The organism is Lysinibacillus sp. NPDC093216 (assembly GCF_050280325.1).
Lineage (GTDB): Bacteria > Bacillota > Bacilli > Bacillales_A > Planococcaceae > Lysinibacillus.
On record NZ_JBNNVB010000038.1, the window covers coordinates 22097 to 43727 of the forward strand.

Consider the following 21631-nt stretch of genomic DNA (forward strand, 5'->3'; position numbering starts at 1 on the left):
ATGCTACAGTTATTTTACCTATTAGTATAAAGGAGTTTTAACTTTATGAATACTTCATATGAGCCTGCCATTCACTTTAAACAGGTCACCTTTTCATCGAATGACAAAATGATATTAAAATCGCTTACTGGTTCATTCCCAAAAGGAAAAATCACCACATTAGTCGGCCCTTCAGGTGCTGGCAAAACAACTCTACTCAAATTGTGCAATGGACTATTATCTCCTACAGATGGTCAAATATTAATTGATAATCAAAACATTTCTACTTACGAGCCAACCGCTTTAAGAAGGTATGTGAGTATGGCTCTTCAAGCGGCCCCTATGATAGAAGGAACTGTATTTGACAATCTTGCACTCCCTCGTTCGTTACAAGGAGCAAAGCTTACAGAGCAAGAAGCTATCCAATATTTACAAGACGTTGGACTAGATCAAAGCTTTTTACAACGCCCTACGAATAAATTATCAGGTGGACAACGACAAAAAGTCTCTATTGCAAGAACACTTATTAATCAGTCCTCCATTTTATTGCTAGATGAAATCACATCTGCACTAGACCGTCAATCCGTGAAGGAAATTGAGACACTTATTACTACAATTAATAAAAAGTTTAACGTCACAATCATTTGGATCACTCATAATTTACAGCAAGCGCTGACAATCGGACACTATACTTGGGTCATGATGGACGGAGAACTAATTGAAACAGGAAAAAGCTCCTTACTTAACGCACCTAAAAATCCACGTGTCGCTGAATTTGTACAGGGGGTGAATGTATGACGTATACTTCTCTTTCCTTAACGTTAATTTTTGTTTTAATTCCTCTTCTATTGTCAAAAACTTTAAAGCTAGGACTTGAAAAAGATACACTCATCGCTACTATTCGTTCTATTATTCAACTACTTGCTGTCGGTTACATTTTAAAATTTGTCTTTGATGCTCAAAGCTATATTTATATTTTCCTTATGGTTTCTTTAATGGTTATAGTAGCAACACTAAATGCTCGTAAAAAAGGGAAAGGTATTAAAGGTATTACATGGAAAATAGCGCTAACTCTTATTGTAGTAGAATTTGTTACGCAAGGAGTATTGCTTGGTTTTGATATTGTACCTGCAACAGCACAGTATATTATTCCAATTAGCGGCATGATGATTGGTAATTCAATGGTATTATCGGTTCTATTTTTAAACCGTTTTACATCGGAAATTGCAAGTCATCAGAACGAAATTGAGTTAATGTTATCGCTTGGCGGCACACCAAAACAGGCTATTCATCGACAGCTAATGAATGCGATAAAGGCCAGTATGATTCCTACAATAGAAAGCCAAAAAACAATTGGTCTTGTTCAATTACCAGGTATGATGAGTGGCCAAATAATCGGCGGAGCAGATCCTATTCAAGCGGTGCAATTCCAACTATTAATCATTTTCGCCCTGCTAACAGCAGCGACATTATCAAGCATTATGATAGGTTTTTTAAGCTATCCTGCACTTTTTAATGAGCGCATGCAACTACTTGAAGTGAAATAATTGTTATAGTAAAAACAATATTTATTTTCTAAATTGTGCTATAATATAGAAAAAAAAGAAATGCAGTGAGGAGAATGACCATGTTATTACGCGATTTTTTCATCCATTTATCTGAAAACCAACTATTAAATAGTGCTGCAAAAAAATACGGACTAAAATTAGGAGCACAAAGTGTAGTAGCTGGTACAAATATTGAAGAAACGATTGCGAGCATCAAAGAGCTTAACGCACATAAAATCTCTTGCACAGTAGATAATTTAGGGGAATTTGTTTCAACTGAAGAAGAAGCAACAAAAGCTAAAGAGCAAATCCTTGCTGTTATTGAGGCTATTCATGAAAACGGCGTTGATGCACATATTTCGTTAAAGCCATCTCAATTAGGTTTAGATATTGATGTTGATTTTTGCTACGATAATTTATATGAGATTGTAGAAAAAGCAGCAGCATATGATATATTCGTTAACTTTGACATGGAAGACTATGGTCGTTTACAAACATCCTTTGATATGGTCCAAGAGCTATCCAAAACATTTAATAATGTAGGTACTGTTATCCAATCTTACTTTTACCGTGCTAAGGACGATATCGAAAAATTCAACGACTATCGCCTTCGTATCGTAAAAGGTGCTTATAAAGAGCCTGCAGAGGTTGCTTTCCAAGATAAATTAGATATTGATTTAAATTTCATCGAGTTAATCGAATATCATTTACTACATGGTAAGTTTACGTCTATCGCAACACATGACCATAATGTTATTGCGCACGTAAAACGTTTTGTAGCTGACAATAATATTCCACTTGATAAATTCGAATTCCAAATGCTTTACGGCTTCCGTACAGATATGCAAAAAGAGCTTGCAAAAGAAGGCTATAACTTCTGTGTATATGTACCATTCGGCGAAGATTGGTACGGCTACTTTATGCGCCGTTTAGCGGAGCGTCCTCAAAATCTTAATCTTGTTACTAAACAAGTATTTACGAAAAAAACGAACACAGTCCTTGCTGTAGCAGCAGGTGCATTCGTTCTTGGACGTTTAACAAAACGCAAAAAATAAGGTCACATAAAGCCAGAAGCTTAATTAAATATGCTTCTGGCTTTAGTTGTGGATTTTCAAACTCTGCGTGTCATAAAAATAATCAGTGGGGATGAAAAAAGCCCCCCACTGATTAAAGTTTTATATTATTCAACATGTAAAGCAATAGTTGAAACAATTGCTTCTGCTGCATATTCCCATTTACCATCAATAAAACTACCTAATTTTTGCCCAAGTTCTTGTATCATTTCAAGCGTAACCGGGATATCATTCTTCTCTGCTAATGTAGCAAGAAATGGAGCAGATAAACTTGTCCAACCTCCACGGTCAATTTTAATCTCTACTTGCTTTACTTCTCCATTTTCTATATCAATACGGTAGTACAATTGATCATCCGGACGCCAGCTTAAGTGATGGGATATTTGCCCATTTACAACTGTTAGATCATTCTTTTTCGAAATAGAAGCTGGTTTTACATTAAATTCATGACCTAGTACATTTAATTTTTTAACTTCAGGACCGACTAATGCCGCCTGAACAGCTAGATCCATATTACTTTGTAATGGGATAGATGTCTCTGTCTCAACTACTGGATCAACCATATCGTTGCTTGCAGCAAAAACGGCTGAAGGATATGCGCTAGTAACGACAAATGTTGTTGCTAATAATGCTGTTGAAGTTACTTTCATAATTTTGTTCATAATTATTTCCATCCTTCCCATTAAAATGATTACTGTTTTCTAAATTTTATCATTAGTAGTCTAAATATACAATATGCTAATATATTTTTTAAATGACAAAAGGCACTGAATTTAAATAATTCAATGCCTTTTGTCTATTTTTATTCCAAACACTTTCTTAGGTATAAGGATATTCATGATAGGTTCTTAAGCTATTTATTTATTCCATCCTTTTTCTTTAAAGCGTGCAATGGCTTCTATACGATTCCCAACATTTAATTTTTCTAAAATAGTGGAAATGTAGTTGCGGACAGTCCCTGCCGATAAAAATAATTCTGCAGCAATTTCTTTTGTCGTCTTTCCTTCTGCAACAAGTGTCAGTACTTGGCTCTCTCGGTCAGTTAAAGGATTTTCACTATCATCCTCATAGACAAAATCAACGAGTTCAGGCGCATATATTCTTTTGCCGTCCATAATTGTACGAATGGCACTGACCAATTCTTCTATCGGACTATCCTTTAGTAAATAGCCACGAACGCTAGATTTTCTTGCACGTTCAAAATAACCCGGCCTTGCAAATGTCGTTAATATAATCACTTTACAATCAGAACCTGTGCAATGCAGTTCCTCGGCAGCATCCAATCCTGTTTTCACAGGCATTTCAATATCCATAATACAAATATCAGGCTGATGCTCTTCAACAAGCGCCAATGCTTCTTCACCATTTTTTGCTAATCCAACGACCTCCATATCATCCTCCATACTAAGTAATGAACGCAGTGCGCCTAGTAGCATACCCTGATCTTCAGCAATTACAATTCGTATCATGTCGCAATCCTCTTTTCTATATGTTCTTCAGATTTCCTTTGACCTTCTGATGCGTAATCGCCACTGGAATCGACACTGTTAATGTAGTGCCTACTTCACTCTCGATTTTAAAAGAACCGTTTATAAACTCTAACCGTTCTCGCATTCCCTTTAAACCGTTACCCGTTTTCCAAGCTTGCTTTTTGGTGATTCCTTGCCCATTATCACGAACAACTAAATATACTTCCTTAAAATTTTGATGGAAAGCAATTTCACATTTTGTAGCACCACTATGCTTAACAACATTATTAACTGCCTCTTTTAAGCACATGGATAATACATTCTCCACAAGTGGCGGAACTTGTAAAGTATCTTTATCACCTTCAAATACAAACTCCATTTCAGCAGCCTTTAATATTTGAGAAATACGCATAAGCTCGTCCTCAAACCTAGCTGTTCGCATATCCGATACTAATTCACGTACCTCTTTTAATGCGATACTTGCCGTTTGACGAATATCCTTAATCTCTGTTAGAGCTTGTTGTGGATCACGTTCAATTAATCTTGAAGCTAAGTCGCTTTTTAAGCCTATCATCGATAACTTTTGGCCGAGAGTATCATGTAAATCCCGTGCAATACGTTGGCGTTCCTCAAAAACAATTAACTCAGCTATTCGTTCATTAGCAGTCTCAAGCTGCCCCTCTAAATTTTCGCGTTTATTTTTTGCATAAATCGTTAGTGGAAGTAGCACAATCGCTAGAATCGTTAAAACAACAAATGGTAGTTGTGATAAAAACAAGTGTAGCTCAACGAAAAAGCCAACACCCGTAGAGATAACCGTAAAGCCAATATGTAGTCCATACATAATATAGAAGCCAACAGGTTTACGAATATTTCCAATGAAGAAAGCTGTGAAAATCGATAAATACACATAGCCATATAATATGGTCATAACGATATTAATGACCATTTCAAAGCTAATCCACATATAAACAAGACCGTTTTTCGAATTCATGGAAAACCGATAGAAAATAAAATATAGCATTAAAAATGTAATACCTACTGATATTTCTATATACGATGATTTTCTAAAAATGAAGAAAAACGGTAGGAAACAGAAAATAATCCATAAATATATACTGAGCATTGGACTATTCGGAATAATACTGTGCCATTTCCTCATTATAATTCTCACGCTCTTTCCTACTTTTCCCTTATTATAACAAGAAAATTAATTTTATGCCTTGCACATGGTTATTAATGCATTATCCACATAATAACATTCCCCGTAGTAATGGGCTCATTATCATAACGTGATGTTGGATTTCCGTTCCGGCTAGGCGCTTTCCTGGGGGCGTCCGATGAGCCGCTTCACTCGCGTTGCTCGCTCCAGGGTCTCGGGCCAACACGAGGTTGGTCACGAAGGCGTTATCACAGGACGTGATGGTTTTAGCCTTCGTTCCTCTATCCGCTAATCCCCAAGGAGTCGCCAAGCCTCCACTCCAATCAACTGATATACAAGCTACGTATTAAAAATGTAATCCACAACTTTTGATAATGAGCACAGTAATTGCTTCATCCTCAATATATGTTTTATTTACGTAAAACAGCCATCCCTTCGAAGAGATGGCTGAAAAAATTCTACTAAGCAGCAATACTGCTTCTTGCTTTTCGTTTGATTATTTCATTAACTTCTTTAAAGGTTACAAACTTGCCTTGATCTTCATCGTATAACTTATAGCGTAATGATTCTAGGCTTGTACGTAACGTAATAGTCGTTGCAGTGTGTAATGGCGGTATGTCATTATGCGCCTTTTCAAGATTATAGTTCGGTACACGTGGTGCTAAATGATGTACATGGTGGAAGCCAATATTGCCTGTAACCCATTGTAATAGCTTTGGTAATTTATAATACGAGCTACCTTCAACAGCGGCCTTTACATAATCCCACTCTGAGTCATGCTCAAAATAAGAATCTTCATACGTATGTTGGATAAAAAATAACCAAATGCCAAGAGAAGCAGCAACAAACAATGTTACTACATGCACTAATAAAAATGCTTGCCACCCCATAAAGTAAATTAAGGCAACACAGATTCCCGTGATGACTACATTTGTTAGATAAGTGTTAAAACGTTCTTTCTGTTTAGCGTCATTTCGATTACGACGGTTTAAAATTAACACCATAAATAGCGGACCTAAGCCAAACATTACGAATGGATTACGGTAAAAACGATACCATACACGTTGCCCTTTAGATGCTTGTAAAAATTCTTCCACTGTCATCATATCAATATCACCGATACCACGCTTATCTAAGTTCGAGCTAGTTGCGTGGTGAATTGTATGCTCACGTTTCCATTTTTCATATGGGAATGATGTTAACACCCCAGTTACAAAACCAACCCAGTCGTTTGCTTTTTTACTTTTGAAAAATGAACCGTGTGTACAATCATGGAAAATAATAAAAGTTCGTACGACAAATGCAGCAGAAATTACACTTAAGCCAGCTGTCAACCATGGTGAAACATCTACTAACATATAACCAGCTACCCATAGGGCGATTAAAGGTACAATTGTATTTACCATTTGAAAGATACTTTTAGCTGTGTCAGACTTCGCAAATGGCGCTACGTCCTGGCGCAGTTTTTTTGTTTTTTCTCGATCTGTTGCCATTGTTTTTACTCCCTCGTTTCATTTTTTCTTATGACCTCATCATAAAACAAGAGTATAATCATGCAACAGAAGCAAACATCATAAAAAGGATATGACATTTGTCATACCCTTTATCTTTTCGTCAAAAGAATAAACATTAAATAATTTGTATCAATAAACTAAGGTTGATTTTCACTCCGAGTTGGCGCTTTCCGCGGGCTTGGCTTCAATCTCCTCGTCACTTCGTTCCTGCGGGGCTTTCAGCGCAAGCTAATCCCGCAGGAGTCGCCACTCTCCGTGAAAAATCAACAACTCCTCATCATTAACATAAGTAGACAAGCTAATCCAAAAGAATAAAACTATTTATTAAAATACCATAAAAATCCACTATAGAGGAAAATAATACTTTTCGATACTCCTCTCAAAATGCTGAATGTCGGGGTCAATTATTATTCAGCTTTATGCAAATAAACTAGAGTTTGCCCTCAGTATGAAAGAATATGACATGTCATACCCTTCTATACTTTTGGTCCGGTTAACTGTAGCTGATAAAATACAAGATCTAGCCACTGTCCAAATTTATAGCCTGCATTCTTTATTGTACCCGCGTATTCAAAGCCTAGTTTTTCATGTATTTTAATGCTTCCGATGTTTTCACCATCAATGCCCGCTACGAGTGTTTTCACACCTTGCTCTTTGGCAGTTCGAATTAGCTCTTGCATTAATTGTGACGCTATCCCCTTTTGGTAATGATCCTTATGCACATATACAGAGTGCTCCATTGTGTGCTTATAACCTGGATATGGACGGAACTGACTATATGTTGCAAAGCCGGCTACTGTGCCATTTACATCAAACACTAGCAGTGGATTTCCGAATGTTTGCTGCTCCGTGAACCATTGTCTTTTTTCTTCTAACGATTGTGTTTCATATCGATAAACGGCTTTGCTCGTTAAAATAATGTCATTGTAAATATCTAAAACACCAGGTAAATCTTTCTCTTCCATCAATCGAATCATCATGCTCACGTCCTACTTCAATTATGCCGAGGCTTTAACCTCATTACATAAAGTTATACCACTTTTTTCTAGCATTACACATTAAAATATCGAGCATCTGGATGTGCAAAGACAATTGCTGAAACAGAAGCTTCCGGCTCCATCATAAAGCCTTCCGTTAAGTGAACACCAATGTCCTCTGGTTTTAATAAGCCAAACAATTTCTCTTGATCCTCCAAGTTCGGACATGCTGGATAGCCGAATGAGAAGCGCTGTCCTTGATATTTTGCCGCGAAACGATCACGCATTGTAAAATCTGTTGCATCTGGGAAGCCCCATTGATCACGAATTTCTTGGTGCATACGCTCTGCAAAGCCTTCCGCAAGCTCAAGGGCTGTAGATTGTAATGCATGACTTTCAAGGAATTTCCCTTCCTCTTTTAGCTGACGAGCCTTCGTCATAACCCCTTGGCCAGCTGTTACCACCATTAAGGCAATATAGTCCATTTCACCGCTTTCAACTGTTTTCAGGAAATCTGCAAGACATAAAAACGGTTCAACTTGTTGACGTGGGAAGGTAAATCGTTCAATTTCTGTTTTGCTATCTGCTGGATCATAAACGACTACATCATCCCCATCGGCTTGTGCAGGGAAAAACTGATACATACCTGATGGTTTCAATAGGTCCCTTTGTAAATAATCGTCGACTAACTCTTTTAACTCCGTTGCTCTTGCATCGCCAGCATCAAGTAATTGCTGTACTTGACCTTTTAAGCCTAGGTGATGTCCTAGTAATGTCCGCATATTAACATATGGATATAAATGCGAAACAGCATATTCTCTCTTTACATGGCGTCGCACATCTGCTGGTAGAAAGACAGACGATTCCTTTATTGTACGTACAGGCTTTACTGTTACTTCTTTTGTAGGGCGAGCCGCTCTTTTTTCGTCTGCCTCTAAGCGTTTTTCACGAGATTCCTTAATTTCAGCTAAGAAATCTGCACGTGTATCTGTCCCCATTAGCCGATTTGCCTGCTCTAATCCTTGCATCGCATCCTTTGAATAAATGACAGGTCCATTATATTCGCCAGCAATTTTTGTTTCAGTAAAGCGACGGGATAATGCCGCTCCCCCTACTAAAATAGGTACGTCAATTCCCGCTTCTTTAAAATCCTGAGCTGTAATAACCATTTGCTGTGCTGATTTTACAAGTAAGCCTGAAAGCCCGATGAAATCTGGCTTCTCCTTGCGAATCGCTTCTATTAATTGGGAAGGTGTTACTTTGATACCCAGATCAATGACCTTAAAGCCATTATTACTTAAAATAATATCGACAAGGTTTTTCCCAATATCATGCACATCGCCTTTTACAGTTGCAAGAACCATCTTCCCCTTGCCAGCACTCTCTTCATCTTTCTCCATAAATTGCTCTAAATGTGCTACTGCTGCTTTCATAACCCCTGCTGATTGTAATACCTCTGCTACGATGAGCTGATTATCGTTAAATAAGCGGCCAACCTCTGCCATTCCATCCATTAAAGGTCCATTAATAATAGCAAGCGGCGTTTCGAAAATTTCACGAGCAGCCTCTAAATCCTCAATAAGCCCTTCCTTTGTACCTTCTAAAATATAGTAAGCTAAGCGACCTTCTACTGTTTTAGGGATATCTTCCTCTGTTTTTTCCTTCTTTTTATCGCGATAGAAATCCGTGAAGACGGCTAATGTCTCATCATTTGTATGAAAGAGTAAATCATTTGCTAGCTTAATCTCTGCCTCAGGAATAGATGCATAACGTTCTAGCTTCTCCGTATTCACAATTGCATAATCTAAACCAGCCTGTGTACAGTGATATAAATACACGGCATTCAATACTTCACGACCTACTGGTGGTAATCCGAATGAAATATTACTTACACCAAGCACCGTTAATGTACGTGGCATTTTCTCCTTAATAAGGCGAATTCCTTCTACTGTTTCAAGCGCCGAGCCAATATACTGCTCATCTCCTGTACCTACTGGGAACATTAATGGGTCAAAAATAATATCTTCAGGAGCAATACCCCATTTTTCTGTTAACAATTTATAGGAACGTTCAGCAATCTCTAGCTTGCGATGTCGATCAACCGCCATGCCTTGCTCATCAATTGTCCCCACTACTAAAGAGGCCCCATATTTTTTCACTAGCGGTAAAACTGCGTCAAAACGCTCCTCACCATCCTCTAAGTTAATAGAATTAATGATAGCTTTCCCTTGAGAAAACTTAAGTGCTTCCTCAATTACTTTTTCATCTGTCGAGTCAATCACAAGAGGTACTTTTACTTTTTTTACAACCTCCTGCATAAAGCCACGAATATCCGCTAGTTCATCGCGGTCAGGATTTGCTAAACAAATATCGATAACATGTGCTCCATTTTTCACCTGAGCACGCGCGATTTCTGCCGCTTCCTCAAACTTCCCATCAATAATTAAATTTTTAAACTTACGAGAGCCGATGACATTTGTCCGTTCTCCAATAAATAATGGACGCATAGAGTCGTCATACACCAATGGCTCTATCCCTGATACTACATGACCATGGGTTGCATCTGGTAATTGGCGAGGCTTTTCGTCCTTTAGCACCTCTCGGATAGCCGCAATATGTGCTGGCGTTGTACCGCAGCAACCTCCGACAATATTTAGCCAGCCCTTTTCTGCAAAGCCTTTTAGCTTTTGTGACAATGAATCAGGTGACTCATGATAGCAGCCTTCCTCATCTGGTAAGCCCGCATTCGGGTAACAGCTAATATAGCCTGTTGAAAGCTCTGCTAATGAACGAATATGATCAGTCATAAACTCTGGTCCAGTCGCACAGTTTAAACCAACTGATAATGGTTTAATATGCTCGATGGAAATGTAAAAAGCATCAATTGTTTGACCAGCCAGTGTCGTTCCCATCGGTTCAATTGTTCCCGATATCATCACAGGTAGCTCTTTTCCCGTTGCTTCAAAGGCACGAGATACCCCCAATGTTCCTGCCTTAACATTTAGCATATCCTGACTAGTTTCTAGCAACAGAACGTCCGCCCCGGCTTCGATTAATGCCTTTGCCTGAACATAGAAGTTTTCCTCTAACTCATCAAATGTAATACCACCTGTAACCGATAAGGTTTTTGTAGTTGGTCCCATAGCCCCCGCTACAAAACGTGGCCAGTCGGATGTTGAAAACTCATCCACTACTTTGCGTGCAATTTCTACAGCGCGTTTATTAATCTCTTCCGCTTTCGCACCAAGATCATATTCATTTAATACAAGTGGAGTACTTCCAAATGTATTTGTACAAATAATATCTGCTCCAGCCTCTAAATATTTTCCATGAATTTTTTCAAGCACATCTGGTCTAGTTAGCACGAGATTTTCATTACAGCCATCATATTCCTCGCCGCCAAAATCCTCTGCTGATAAATTTTCATTTTGTAGCATTGTTCCCATTGCGCCATCAAGAATTAATATTCGTTTCTCTAGTTGCTCTTCAATCATGTGCTTAGCCATTTATACTTACCCCTTTTTTCTGTTCATCCAATTGCTCAATAAATTTCATTAATTCTAGCGTCATATCATAGCGTAAAAATGGTGTGATGAGGTAAATACCATTGAAAGATTCCGCTGCTACTTCTACTAATTCTTTAGCAATTGCAATTCCTTCTAGTGTTGCGCGTTCCTTATCATCGCCACAAGCCCTCATACGTGCTAATGCATCATCAGATAGTTTGATGCCTGGCACTTCATGATGTAAGAACTCCGCACTTTTATAGCTCGTTACTGGCATAATGCCTATATAAATTGGTGTTTCTAAATGCTTTGTCGCCTCGTAAATTCCCACGATTTTTTCCTTTGTATAAACAGGCTGTGAAATAAAATAATCTGCCCCATGTTCAATTTTCTTTTCTAATCGAGAGACAGCGCGATCTAGTACACGTACATTAGGATTAAATGCAGCCGCTACAGAGAAATTTGCCTTTTTACGAAGCGGTTTCCCTGAGAACGATACACCTTCATTTAATTGTTTTATTAATTGGATCAGCTCCATTGAAGATACGTCATAAACGCTAGTTGCTCCTGGGAAATCGCCTACCTTTGTCGGATCTCCAGTAACTGCTAAAATATCATGAATCCCTAGTGCATTTAATCCCATTAAATGTGATTGAAGACCAATTAAATTACGATCTCGGCATGTTATATGGGTTAACGGGCGTACCCCGTGTGTTTCTTTCAGTAAGGCACCCATTGCGACATTACTAATCCTTGGAGAAGCAAGAGAGTTATCGGCCATCATGACTACATCTGCGCCCGCCTCATATATTTTTTTTGCACCTTCAATAAAGCCTTCAATTTCTAAATGTCTTGGTGTATCTAATTCCACAATAACCGAGCGTTCACGTTTTACTTTTTCATGTAATGGCTCATAATTTGCTGGCTCTGCCTCACGGACAATCTCTACTTTTTCTGGTTTTGCATACTTTTCCTCGACCGGGGATAGCTCCTCTAAGTACTTTTTCACTGCAGCAATATGCTTTGGTGTCGTTCCACAACAGCCACCAATTAAACGTACCCCCTGATCACGAAGCGCTACAGCTGCTCGACCAAAATAATCTGCCTCCGACTCATAAACGACACGCCCATCCTCCAAATCAAGAAGAGAGGCGTTCGGATACGCTGACATAAATGCCTTCTCAGGAAGCTCTACTCCTTCAAATGCTTGTATAGTATGGTGAGGGCCTAAGCGACAGTTAACTCCTACGATATCTGCACCTAACGCTTCAAGTTTATATAAGGCGTTATTTAAGCTCATTCCATTTTGCAAAATTCCGGGTTCGTGCATAGAAACTTGAGCGATAATCGGTAATTTCGTTTTAGCTCGCAGCATTGTTAAAGTCGCCGTTAGCTCTTCAAAGTCATAATAAGTTTCAAGTAAAAGACCATCTGGATTTCCTGCCAGTAAAACTGTTGCCTGCTCATCAACGGTTGCTAAAATTTCTTCTAACGTTGCGTCACTTTTACGAATACCACGGATTCCTCCAATTGTACCTAAAACAAATTGTCCACCATCTGCCGCTGCTCGTTTTGCAATCGTTATAGCAGCTTCATTAAACTGCTGTACACGAGATTCTAACCCATAGCGGGCTAATTTTATGGCATTAGCTCCGTAAGTATTCGTCTGAATAATATCAGCACCAGCTGCAATATATTCTCTATGAATCTTTTCAATTAATTCAGGTCTCTGTACATTCATTTCCTCATGACAGTACTCCAAGCCGTAGCCGTATAAAACTGTACCAATTGCACCATCTGCTGTTAGAACTTGCGTTTTTAACCTTTCAAGCAATTCCATAAAACTAACCTCTCTTCCCTAATCTTTAAAATAAAAAAAAGCCTTCTTTCATAAAAAAAGAAGGCTTTTACGTCATTTCGTAATTGTTTTCCTTCTCATCTTCGACACACGGTCTTCTGGATTTAGCACCTGACATTAAGTTGGTTGCTGAAGCTTCATAGGGCCAGTCCCTCTGCTTCTCTTGATAAGAATTTAGTATGAATTTTTTAAATAATTAAAAGAATCATATCGTTTACGAACGATTGAGTCAAGACTATTTCACTGAACAAAGGATAATTTTTACGAAATTTATAATATTTTGATTTATATCAAACAATTACGATAGTTTTTCTACAAGTTCTTCACCAATTTTTTTACCGTTTTGAATACATGCACCTATGCCTACTCCAAAATATGAGCATCCCGCTATTGATAAATTTGGATAGTTTTTCTCGAGCTCTTGTAAGAGACCTTGCAACGCTTCACGATGTGCCAAGTCGTACTTCGGCATCTGGTCGATCCATTTTGTCACGTCAACAACAGTTGGTTTTTCCTCAATCCCCAAGCTTTTTCTTACATCCTCAAGAGCAACTGCTGCTAACTCTTCATCTGTCATCATACGCAATCTCTCATACTCAGGGTTAATGCTCTTATAAAAAAGTCGTACAAGTAATTTCCCTTCTGCAGAGGTATGTTTCCACTTGCGGCTTGTCCACGTTGCTGCATTACAAATAACATCCGAATTATGTGACACAATATAGCCTGTTCCATCTGCTGGCAATCTATTATCGGGAACATCAAATCCTAAATAAATCGTAATGGCGGATGCAGTATTAAATTGTTTAAAATAGCCGTTCAACGATTCATCCTGTAATAAGCTTTGTACCGCTTCATTTGGCAGTGCCAATACAACATGATTTGCTTCAATCATTTTACCGTTTGCTAACGTAACAGAGTATAGATTCTCCTGCTTTTTAACACTAGTAGTGGCAATCCCTTTTATAATTTCTACATCCGTTAATGTTTCTTCAAGTCGATCAATTAGTGACGATAAACCATTTTTAAATGAAATAAATTTTTTGTTGGAGGCTTTCACAAATTGTTTCCTGTTTGCATCAAAACCTTTAATAATACTACCGTAATCGTTTTTGTAATCGATTAAATACGGTAAAGTCGAAGCAATTGAAAGTTGATTTAAATCTCCAGAATATACACCTGCAAGTACCGGCGCTATTTGGTTTTGAACAAGCTCCTCACCTAAATAATACGTTAAAAATTCCCCAATCGAGCTTTCTTTTGTAAACCTTTCATTCGGCATTGTTAAATCCTTTAACGCTTCTTTTTTACCTTCCTCAGATACAAGCGTGCTTTCCTCGAGAGATTGTAGGCTCATAGGAATACCGAACGTTGAGTCTGCTGGGATAGCATGTAGCTCATTATTTGTGTAAATATACGAAATACCTGTTTCGTTGTACACAAGATTTTGTTCAAAGTTTAGTTCCTCTACTAACTCCATGACACCTTTATGACGCGCTACAATAGAATCTGCTCCAGTTTCCATGATGAAGCCTTGTTCATATGCAGAGTGAAGCTTGCCACCAAGGTATGTATTTTTTTCAACAAGTACAAGTTTTACATCTAAGTTTTTCTCCTGAACTTGGCGTTGTAAATAATGCATCGTACACAATCCCGTAATTCCGCCACCTAATACAACAACTGTTTTCATATTAACCGCCCCTATTTTTAGTTCTTTATTTAGTATAAACTTTTTTTATCAAAAATTACGTTAAACCCTTTACAAATTTAGCAAAAATGGAGCTATCCAGCACATTGGACAGCTCCATTTTTTTATATTCAAATAGCATATATTCGCTAGAGGCTTTTATCTCCATAACGGAAATTATATATAAACAATTAATATAGTGTTATTTGTGCCTTAAAGTGTGTAGCGCCTTAATAGGAAACAACAATTTTCTTTGCCTTTTGCTTTTCTCTTCATTAATTTAAATTTTGTGCAAAGCTAGCTAGTTTTCCAGCTGAGTTTTTCACTTCGTTAAAGGCAATACCTAATTCACTTAGTACGTCTACTATTGCTTGTACTTCTTTTTCCATCCGACCATTTTGGTCTTTCGCCTCGGTCATAGCTTCTAATATGTTAGTAAATTGTCCTTCCGTTTGAACCATATTTTCCTCACCAGACGCTACCTCTTCTTGAATATTACTAAGCGAATGAACAAGTTTATCTGTCCGCTCATTCGTTTTATGTAGTAACGTCGCTACCGATGTGACAGATTCCTTTGTTTGAATCGATAGTTTTCTCACTTCATCTGCAACAACACTAAAGCCTTTGCCCGCTTCTCCAGCACGAGCCGCTTCTATTGCCGCATTTAAAGCCAACAAGTTCGTTTGATTAGCAATATTTGTCACAACGTTCATAATCGATTCCATTTCCTTTGACATATCTGTCAACTGTGCAATATTTTCCGCTATATCATCAAGCGAATAAATAATATTACTCATATTTTGCGATTGACTCTTTAATCGTTCACGACCTTCTAATGCCTGACTCTCAGCCAAAGTCGACACTTGAAGTGATTTTTTCGCTAGTTGTTTAATTTCCTCTGATTGTCCACTTAAGCGATGAAATGAATTGTTCGTTTCATGAGATATTGTGGCAAGACCTTCCGAAGACTCTACGATTTCTTGCTCTATCGCTTCTTTTCTACGTTCCATTTTTTCATGAATTTGCTCAATTGTGTGCTCAAACGCCTCTAAAACCAATTGTTGCTCAAAATTAGAAATTTTTGAGATGGCTCGAATTGTATTAAGCTGATCCACTGGATGATTAACATGTTCTTCAACCAAGTCAATAAATGACGCTGTTAAATCTTGGAACGCACAAATATACCATTGTGTTTTAAGCCCAATATGGACATGCACTTTAGCAATTTTTATTCGTCTTTGATAAAATTCATCATCAATCGTACCATTAAACATTTCAATAATATGACGTCGTAATGTAATTTTCAGCTTCTCCACTGAACTATGTTTATTAATAATATCTACTAAACTACGTTCAGTTCCAATCATTTCATAAAATCGATTAACAATATTATCAATACTGCCTTCTACAAAAGGTTGAAAGGCTTTTAAATATTGTAAATCCCTCTTTGTCAATTTGAGCAAATCAATTTGCTTTTTTATTGAATGGCAATTCGCTAAATCCATTTTTACAATGTATTGCTTTAAATCTAACGCCGTTGTCTTTCTCTGTTTTTGAAAGATCACACATTTACCCTCTTTCATGCTGTGTACTTTTGAAAAGCTGAGAAAAATTTAATTTCGTCTACCAAAAATATAAAAGATTAGGAAGATTTCATCCCCAACTTTTAGTGATAAGCCATCACATCACTTATGACGCTGATTCCTGCTACGGGCTACAATCAGCTAAAAATTGCAATCTTATTACTAGCTATTGCTTCTAACTACTCTTTCAAAATCACTCATATACATTATACATTTTATAAATAGCTGTCAATTTTCGGGTATACATTTTTTTCCTTAAATTATATAAAAAGTCCCTGTTATCTAACCTATTATCTAAAGCAGTAAAAAAGCTACCACAATACTTTTGGGTAGCCAATTTACATCATCTCTATTTTTTTATCCTTATTTTTTCCTTGTTTTAGTTTGAAATAATTACCGATTTGTTATATTAATATTTTTACAATCAGCCATTTGTAGTGATATACACCTACAAAACACCCTTAAATAAGAACCTAAGACCTGTATACAAAATGTTGATAATCAAATCTAAATACCTATTATTTTTTAATAAAAATACTTACTTTCCTTTCAATTCTTGCAGTAAAATTGCAGCCTCCTCACTTCCTGCTTCTGCTGCAAGTCCATACCACTTTATAGCCTCTTTAATATTTCTAGCTATTCCTTCTCCTTTATTGTAAATGTGCCCTAATTGTAATTTAGCTTCCGAATCTCCTTGAAGAGCAGCCTGTTTAAACCAATGAATACCCTTTTCAATATTGCGTATACCTGTTAACCCTTGGCTCCAAATGAAGCCTAAATCATAAAAGGTATCGACATGATATTGCTCTGCAGCTTTTTCATACCAATATAATCCACGGTTCACATCTTTCGTTTGCCCTAACCGTCCCTCTAAATAGATTCCTCCAAGCCTGTATTGCGCTTCAACATAGCCTGCTTCAGCAGATCCTCTATAGTAGCTACATGCTTGCTCCTCATTTTTGTCGATTCCTAATCCCTGCTCGTAAATAATTCCGAGGGTAAACATAGCCTCTGCCACACCTTGTTGTGCAGCGAAGTCGAACCACTTCTTCGCAAGTACCAAATTTTCTGGTACTCCCTCACCGTTAAAATACATATCTGCTAAATTATTCGCAGCATCTGGATGCCCTTGATTTGCTGCAGCCTCATACAATATAAAAGCTCTATTATAGTCTTCTTGAACACCTAGACCTTCAAAATAAAAATTACCAAGTGCATACTGTGCATCGGCATTTCCTTGTGACGCTGCTAACTCAAACCACTTTATTGACTTTTCTGGTCGGAAATATTCGCCGTCAACTGCACTATAATATTCTCCAAGCTGAAATTGTGCATCAGCATCCTGTTCCTCAATGGCATCTTTGTATAAGTCAATGATTTCCTCATGATCTAGATCTTCTTCTTCAAACGCCTCAACCTGTTCATTTTGGTGAATAAAATACCATTCCAATATATCAAGTACATCATCTACAACTTCGTTGCAATTGGATAACCTCTCCAGTGAAGAAATTTGCCAAATAAAAATATAGATAGGGAGTGGAATTGCATCACGCAGTAAATCATCATATTCAGCTAAAAGCGTTAGCACATTCTCCTGTACTGACTTCGTCTGTTCTGGATGTATAATTTGTAAGTGTCGTTGTTGATTCTTTTTCAACAGTCCTTGCACAACTTGATATAGTATTTTGTGCAAGGTTGCTAATTGTACTTGTTCGACTGTTATTAAATTTATGTTTTGCGCAAACCATGTATCTTGTGTTTGCGTGAGCTTTTGCAGAGATACAATTCGCTCTTTATTTTTTTTTTCTAAAAATTGCCCATACATTCATTTCCCCCCTTGCACGCTATCTTGCCACTATTATATGGAAGACAGTTCTAAATTGGTTACACATATGCTCTCAAGATTAATCCAATGAACAATGTAATAAACAAAAATACAGTGACATTCATCCATTTATACATTTCTAATAATCCGATAAATTCGCGAGTAAATGCATTAGGTACATAATAAAAGGCAGTCTTCGAACCAACACCTTGTGCATCAAGCTTCGCCTTTTTTGCATAAATACTTGCACGAAAAACATGAAAATTATTCGTTACGAATATGGATCGATATTTCTTTCCTTGAGCATGCTTATCCATAATTTTTTTAGAGAATGCCATATTTTGTTCAGTATTTGTAGATTGATCTTCCATTAATACTTTTTTAGCTGGTATTTGATGTTCGTCAACTATATATTTTTTCATGGCATATGCTTCTGATACTTTTTCATCATGCCCCTGCCCACCTGAGACGATAATGGTAGGTCGTTCTCCATATTTTTGAAATTGCTTTACTGCCTCATCTAAACGGCTAGCTAAAAGTGGTGGCACTTTATCTCCAATTAGTCCTGATCCTAGCGCAATAATATAGTTAGGCTCATACAGGATCGGCGTAAAATGATATAGAGTCGCGTAGGCCATTATGCTTGTATATAAAAACATTGTATAGCCAAAAACCAAAAACGCATAGAAGAAAAGAATGTGCCAAATTTCATGTTCGATATTCATAAAAATTACAAATACATACCAAATCATCATAATAAAAAAGCTCAAGCCAAAAACAGCTAACAATAGATTACGGACTTTACGGCCTTCTTTTTCAAGTAAAACTTTACTATTAAAAAACGTAGCGATCGATAAAATAAACATCATACTCGGGAAACTTCCTAGTATAATAACTATACCCATCTTCGACACAATCCCCTGCTCATTCGGGAGAAGTATAGGATGACTAATTATTGTACTTAAAATATACACTCCTAAAAGGCCAAGAACTACTGCATTGAGAAAACGTCTTTTTTCCGTTATATATAATAGTAAAAAAATCGAAATTAATAGTAATAATGTTGAAATCATCGTCTCACTCCTTTCTTTTTATATACAATTTTTAATGCTATCCTTATAACGCTGTATTGGTTTCCATTCCGACTGGGCTCAGCGCCCAACCTCCACTGCAATCAACAATATACAGCATACATTATAAGTAGTGCATGTCTAAAATTTGGTGATGAGCACTGACACTTCTTGTTCAAATTTGTTGATATCCCTAAATTGATCGAAGCGTTTATTTTATTTATCGAGAAAGTTCATGTAAAATTACTATTAAGAACTAGTTTAGACAAAACTAAAAATTATATTGGAGGAATACAAGTAATGAAAAAAATCCTTGCCGCTCTTTTTGCAGCGACACTTATGTTTGCATCTGTAGGTGCAACATTGTTCATCTCAGATACACCAACTGCAGAAGCTAAATCCTATAAGTCCGGTAAAAAAGGCTTCTCAAACAATAATAATAATAATAATAGCTCAAATTTCCAAAAATCTCAGGATAAATCTAAAGATCAAAATAATACAACAACAAATAAAAGCACAAACAAAACGGATTCAACAGCTAAGAAAGGCGGCTTCTTCTCAGGCGGCCTTATGAAAGGCTTAATGCTTGGTGGCTTAGCTGGTTTATTATTCGGAAGTCTTTTCAGTGGTATGGGTATGCTTGGTAATATTTTAGGCTTATTAATTAACGTTGCAGCCATCATGGTTATCATAATGCTAGTTGTAAAAATCGTTAATATGTTTAAAGATAAAAAACGTAAAGAGGAAGCACAATGGCACAAATAATTAATGAGCAAGATATTATAAATGCAATTTGCTTATCTCAGGCCTACTATAAAAACATTCGCCCTGAGGATGTACTTGTAGAACTAACATACGATGATGACACAGGCTTCGGTGCAGAAGTTGAAACTAATGGTCAAATCGAGATATTCGATACAGCAGCAATGATTGGCGCACTACGTGTATGGATTAAAGATGTCCTACATGGTGATCCATTTTCAACAGGCATCGAACTCGTTCTGGACGATGAGGAAGGTATTATTGCTAGACTATCGTAAATAAGTAAAGAATGAGGCTGGGACATAACTAGCTTCAAACAGTCAAATTGAGTGCGCTCAATTAATATGGTACCTGTAGTTAGGACACTTGAAAAAGAGTGTTTTATCTACAGGTATTTTTTATATACTTGGAATTCAAGATACAGGGATAAGTTGACAATATTAGTACGATAACATTTTCAACGAAAGAGATAAAAATACTTCAAAAGAATCCTAATGTACAACGTGTTAGCGAAAGAGCTATTACCTATACCTATACTGACGCCTTTAAAAATGAATTTATGGATGAGTATATGGCTGGTAAACTCCCTCTTCAATCAGTGTATAAAAAATCTGCTTTCTTTATGTCGAAATTTGCTTAGCGTATGTTTTTCGCTTTTTGTTGGTAGGACCCCCGATTATCAATGAATTCCTGAGTTCAGAGGAAATTCAAAGTAAAATTGATGGACAACGATCTAAAATTATCATTAGAGGCAGAGATAAACAAAAAATAAATTAGATTGTGTTATGTGTTAATTTTGAAGATGATTTAAAAAAAGCCTGTTTATTGCAAAATAAAAGTGCAGACTTGTGCAACGTATTTGTACAAAGTCTCGCACTTTTTTAATGCAAAAAAAAGACTTGCCTGCCACCCCAAGTCCCTCTACTGTAAGGGTGTCGAATCTTCAACAGTGGAGGAATGAAAGGATTCTAGCAATGTCTGAAGCCAATTGTATCAATGCCATCTGAAAATCAGGAATGCTTTTTAAGTGGCATAAAGCTGCTCTTTAAACAAGCTGAGGGTGTGCCACCTGTCATTAAAGACTTGAATGATTTAACAGAACAACTCGCGAATAAGATGGTAGAAGACCGAAACAGAATTCACTATCGAAGAAACAAACCAATTGAAGATCTTTTGGCAGCACGAGAAACAACAGCTATTAAAGTTACCAGGAAATGATTATCCCGTGTTTAAACAACTACCTATAAATACAATGAGAGTTTAAATTAGACAAACATTTGATTCATGTACCAAAAGCGAGGAATTATCACAGAATTGAGCTTCAGGAAGCCCACTTCTTCAAAGGTGGGAGGAATGAAGTGCTTTTTTCTTTATAGAACATATGTTTATATTGTATATTGTGAATAATCAAAAAAATAAAGGAGTGACGGGTAATGACGAAAGGGAAGAAAGATTGTTTTATTATAGAACTCAAGTTACTTATAGATAAATGGCAAAAGGATATTCTATTAAAACGTTTTGAAATTTCCCGTACACTCTATAATACAACTTTGTCTTATGCAGTAAAACAATATACTTTAATGCAAGAATCAAAACACTATCGAAAACAATTACGTTGCTAC

General features: G+C 37.0%; 17 protein-coding genes, 1 pseudogene and 1 riboswitch. Of the genes and pseudogenes, 7 read left to right on the plus strand and 11 right to left on the minus strand.

Going from position 1 to position 21631, the window contains the following annotated elements; genetic code table 11:
• Positions 1 to 45: 45 nt before the first annotated feature.
• The 3 genes from ACQKOG_RS25035 (at position 46) to ACQKOG_RS25045 (ending at position 2581) form a co-directional block, all read left to right on the plus strand.
• Positions 46 to 777 carry an ABC transporter ATP-binding protein gene (locus ACQKOG_RS25035; protein ID WP_370082963.1) on the plus strand — a complete coding sequence of 244 codons (732 nt, stop codon included), beginning with the start codon at positions 46 to 48 and terminating at the stop codon, positions 775 to 777.
• The gene (locus ACQKOG_RS25040; protein WP_370082964.1) at positions 774 to 1526 is read left to right on the plus strand and encodes an ABC transporter permease; all 753 of its coding nucleotides are present in this window, start codon (positions 774 to 776) and stop codon (positions 1524 to 1526) included. The genes ACQKOG_RS25035 and ACQKOG_RS25040 overlap by 4 nt, the downstream gene beginning before the upstream one ends.
• An 80-nt stretch (positions 1527 to 1606) precedes the next feature.
• Complete coding sequence (locus ACQKOG_RS25045) at positions 1607 to 2581, plus strand: proline dehydrogenase family protein (RefSeq protein ID WP_370082966.1); 975 nt, start codon at positions 1607 to 1609, stop codon at positions 2579 to 2581.
• Between the two features lie 125 nt (positions 2582 to 2706).
• Here the strand turns inward: ACQKOG_RS25045 and ACQKOG_RS25050 are convergent, their stop codons facing one another.
• The 11 genes from ACQKOG_RS25050 to ACQKOG_RS25100 all read right to left on the minus strand — a co-directional run bounded on the left by ACQKOG_RS25050 (position 2707) and on the right by ACQKOG_RS25100 (position 19250).
• The gene (locus ACQKOG_RS25050; RefSeq protein WP_427448451.1) at positions 2707 to 3261 is read right to left on the minus strand and encodes a methyltransferase; all 555 of its coding nucleotides are present in this window, start codon (positions 3259 to 3261) and stop codon (positions 2707 to 2709) included.
• Positions 3262 to 3456: 195 nt separating this feature from the next.
• Positions 3457 to 4068, minus strand: coding sequence for a response regulator (locus tag ACQKOG_RS25055; RefSeq protein ID WP_370082970.1), 612 nt, complete (start codon positions 4066 to 4068; stop codon positions 3457 to 3459).
• A 16-nt stretch (positions 4069 to 4084) separates the two neighbouring features.
• Complete coding sequence (locus ACQKOG_RS25060) at positions 4085 to 5230, minus strand: sensor histidine kinase (RefSeq protein WP_427448457.1); 1146 nt, start codon at positions 5228 to 5230, stop codon at positions 4085 to 4087.
• A 461-nt stretch (positions 5231 to 5691) separates the two neighbouring features.
• A complete protein-coding gene (locus ACQKOG_RS25065; protein ID WP_370082972.1) occupies positions 5692 to 6723 on the minus strand; it encodes a fatty acid desaturase in 1032 nt (343 codons plus the stop codon).
• Between the two features lie 497 nt (positions 6724 to 7220).
• On the minus strand, positions 7221 to 7721 hold the full coding sequence (locus ACQKOG_RS25070; protein WP_370082997.1) for a GNAT family N-acetyltransferase: 501 nt from the start codon (positions 7719 to 7721) through the stop codon (positions 7221 to 7223).
• A 74-nt stretch (positions 7722 to 7795) separates the two neighbouring features.
• Positions 7796 to 11227, minus strand: a complete 3432-nt coding sequence (gene metH, locus ACQKOG_RS25075; RefSeq protein ID WP_427448452.1) for a methionine synthase — start codon at positions 11225 to 11227, stop codon at positions 7796 to 7798.
• On the minus strand, positions 11220 to 13067 hold the full coding sequence (locus ACQKOG_RS25080) for a bifunctional homocysteine S-methyltransferase/methylenetetrahydrofolate reductase (RefSeq protein WP_427448453.1): 1848 nt from the start codon (positions 13065 to 13067) through the stop codon (positions 11220 to 11222). The genes metH and ACQKOG_RS25080 overlap by 8 nt, the downstream gene beginning before the upstream one ends.
• A 92-nt stretch (positions 13068 to 13159) precedes the next feature.
• A riboswitch (SAM riboswitch) is annotated at positions 13160 to 13258 on the minus strand.
• A 125-nt stretch (positions 13259 to 13383) separates the two neighbouring features.
• Complete coding sequence (locus ACQKOG_RS25085; protein WP_370082978.1) at positions 13384 to 14772, minus strand: protoporphyrinogen oxidase; 1389 nt, start codon at positions 14770 to 14772, stop codon at positions 13384 to 13386.
• A 272-nt stretch (positions 14773 to 15044) separates the two neighbouring features.
• Complete coding sequence (locus ACQKOG_RS25090; protein ID WP_427448454.1) at positions 15045 to 16334, minus strand: protoglobin domain-containing protein; 1290 nt, start codon at positions 16332 to 16334, stop codon at positions 15045 to 15047.
• Positions 16335 to 16890: 556 nt separating this feature from the next.
• The gene (locus ACQKOG_RS25095; protein WP_427448455.1) at positions 16891 to 18177 is read right to left on the minus strand and encodes an SEL1-like repeat protein; all 1287 of its coding nucleotides are present in this window, start codon (positions 18175 to 18177) and stop codon (positions 16891 to 16893) included.
• Positions 18178 to 18236: 59 nt separating this feature from the next.
• The gene (locus ACQKOG_RS25100) at positions 18237 to 19250 is read right to left on the minus strand and encodes a YdcF family protein (RefSeq protein WP_402874561.1); all 1014 of its coding nucleotides are present in this window, start codon (positions 19248 to 19250) and stop codon (positions 18237 to 18239) included.
• Between the two features lie 297 nt (positions 19251 to 19547).
• Here ACQKOG_RS25100 and ACQKOG_RS25105 point away from each other — a divergent pair, with 297 nt between their 5' ends.
• The 4 genes and pseudogenes from ACQKOG_RS25105 to ACQKOG_RS25120 all read left to right on the plus strand — a co-directional run.
• The gene (locus tag ACQKOG_RS25105) at positions 19548 to 20012 is read left to right on the plus strand and encodes a hypothetical protein (protein WP_370082986.1); all 465 of its coding nucleotides are present in this window, start codon (positions 19548 to 19550) and stop codon (positions 20010 to 20012) included.
• Positions 20000 to 20287, plus strand: coding sequence for a DUF2653 family protein (locus ACQKOG_RS25110; RefSeq protein ID WP_370082988.1), 288 nt, complete (start codon positions 20000 to 20002; stop codon positions 20285 to 20287). The genes ACQKOG_RS25105 and ACQKOG_RS25110 overlap by 13 nt, the downstream gene beginning before the upstream one ends.
• Before the next feature lie 718 nt (positions 20288 to 21005).
• The gene (locus ACQKOG_RS25115) at positions 21006 to 21227 is read left to right on the plus strand and encodes a hypothetical protein (protein ID WP_370082989.1); all 222 of its coding nucleotides are present in this window, start codon (positions 21006 to 21008) and stop codon (positions 21225 to 21227) included.
• 215 nt (positions 21228 to 21442) lie between these two features.
• A pseudogene (locus tag ACQKOG_RS25120) lies at positions 21443 to 21631 on the plus strand (hypothetical protein); the annotation flags it as partial.

Excerpts from the sequence above, each read along its gene's own strand:
- ACQKOG_RS25035 (WP_370082963.1), top strand. The coding sequence starts at position 46 with ATGAATACTTCATATGAGCCTGCCATTCACTTTAAACAGGTCACCTTT.
- ACQKOG_RS25040 (WP_370082964.1), top strand. The coding sequence starts at position 774 with ATGACGTATACTTCTCTTTCCTTAACGTTAATTTTTGTTTTAATTCCT.
- ACQKOG_RS25045 (WP_370082966.1), top strand. The coding sequence starts at position 1,607 with ATGTTATTACGCGATTTTTTCATCCATTTATCTGAAAACCAACTATTA.
- ACQKOG_RS25050 (WP_427448451.1), bottom strand. The coding sequence starts at position 3,261 with ATGAACAAAATTATGAAAGTAACTTCAACAGCATTATTAGCAACAACA.
- ACQKOG_RS25055 (WP_370082970.1), bottom strand. The coding sequence starts at position 4,068 with ATGATACGAATTGTAATTGCTGAAGATCAGGGTATGCTACTAGGCGCA.
- ACQKOG_RS25060 (WP_427448457.1), bottom strand. The coding sequence starts at position 5,230 with ATGAGGAAATGGCACAGTATTATTCCGAATAGTCCAATGCTCAGTATA.
- ACQKOG_RS25065 (WP_370082972.1), bottom strand. The coding sequence starts at position 6,723 with ATGGCAACAGATCGAGAAAAAACAAAAAAACTGCGCCAGGACGTAGCG.
- ACQKOG_RS25070 (WP_370082997.1), bottom strand. The coding sequence starts at position 7,721 with ATGATTCGATTGATGGAAGAGAAAGATTTACCTGGTGTTTTAGATATT.
- metH (WP_427448452.1), bottom strand. The coding sequence starts at position 11,227 with ATGGCTAAGCACATGATTGAAGAGCAACTAGAGAAACGAATATTAATT.
- ACQKOG_RS25080 (WP_427448453.1), bottom strand. The coding sequence starts at position 13,067 with ATGGAATTGCTTGAAAGGTTAAAAACGCAAGTTCTAACAGCAGATGGT.
- ACQKOG_RS25085 (WP_370082978.1), bottom strand. The coding sequence starts at position 14,772 with ATGAAAACAGTTGTTGTATTAGGTGGCGGAATTACGGGATTGTGTACG.
- ACQKOG_RS25095 (WP_427448455.1), bottom strand. The coding sequence starts at position 18,177 with ATGTATGGGCAATTTTTAGAAAAAAAAAATAAAGAGCGAATTGTATCT.
- ACQKOG_RS25100 (WP_402874561.1), bottom strand. The coding sequence starts at position 19,250 with ATGATTTCAACATTATTACTATTAATTTCGATTTTTTTACTATTATAT.
- ACQKOG_RS25105 (WP_370082986.1), top strand. The coding sequence starts at position 19,548 with ATGAAAAAAATCCTTGCCGCTCTTTTTGCAGCGACACTTATGTTTGCA.
- ACQKOG_RS25110 (WP_370082988.1), top strand. The coding sequence starts at position 20,000 with ATGGCACAAATAATTAATGAGCAAGATATTATAAATGCAATTTGCTTA.
- ACQKOG_RS25115 (WP_370082989.1), top strand. The coding sequence starts at position 21,006 with ATGCCATCTGAAAATCAGGAATGCTTTTTAAGTGGCATAAAGCTGCTC.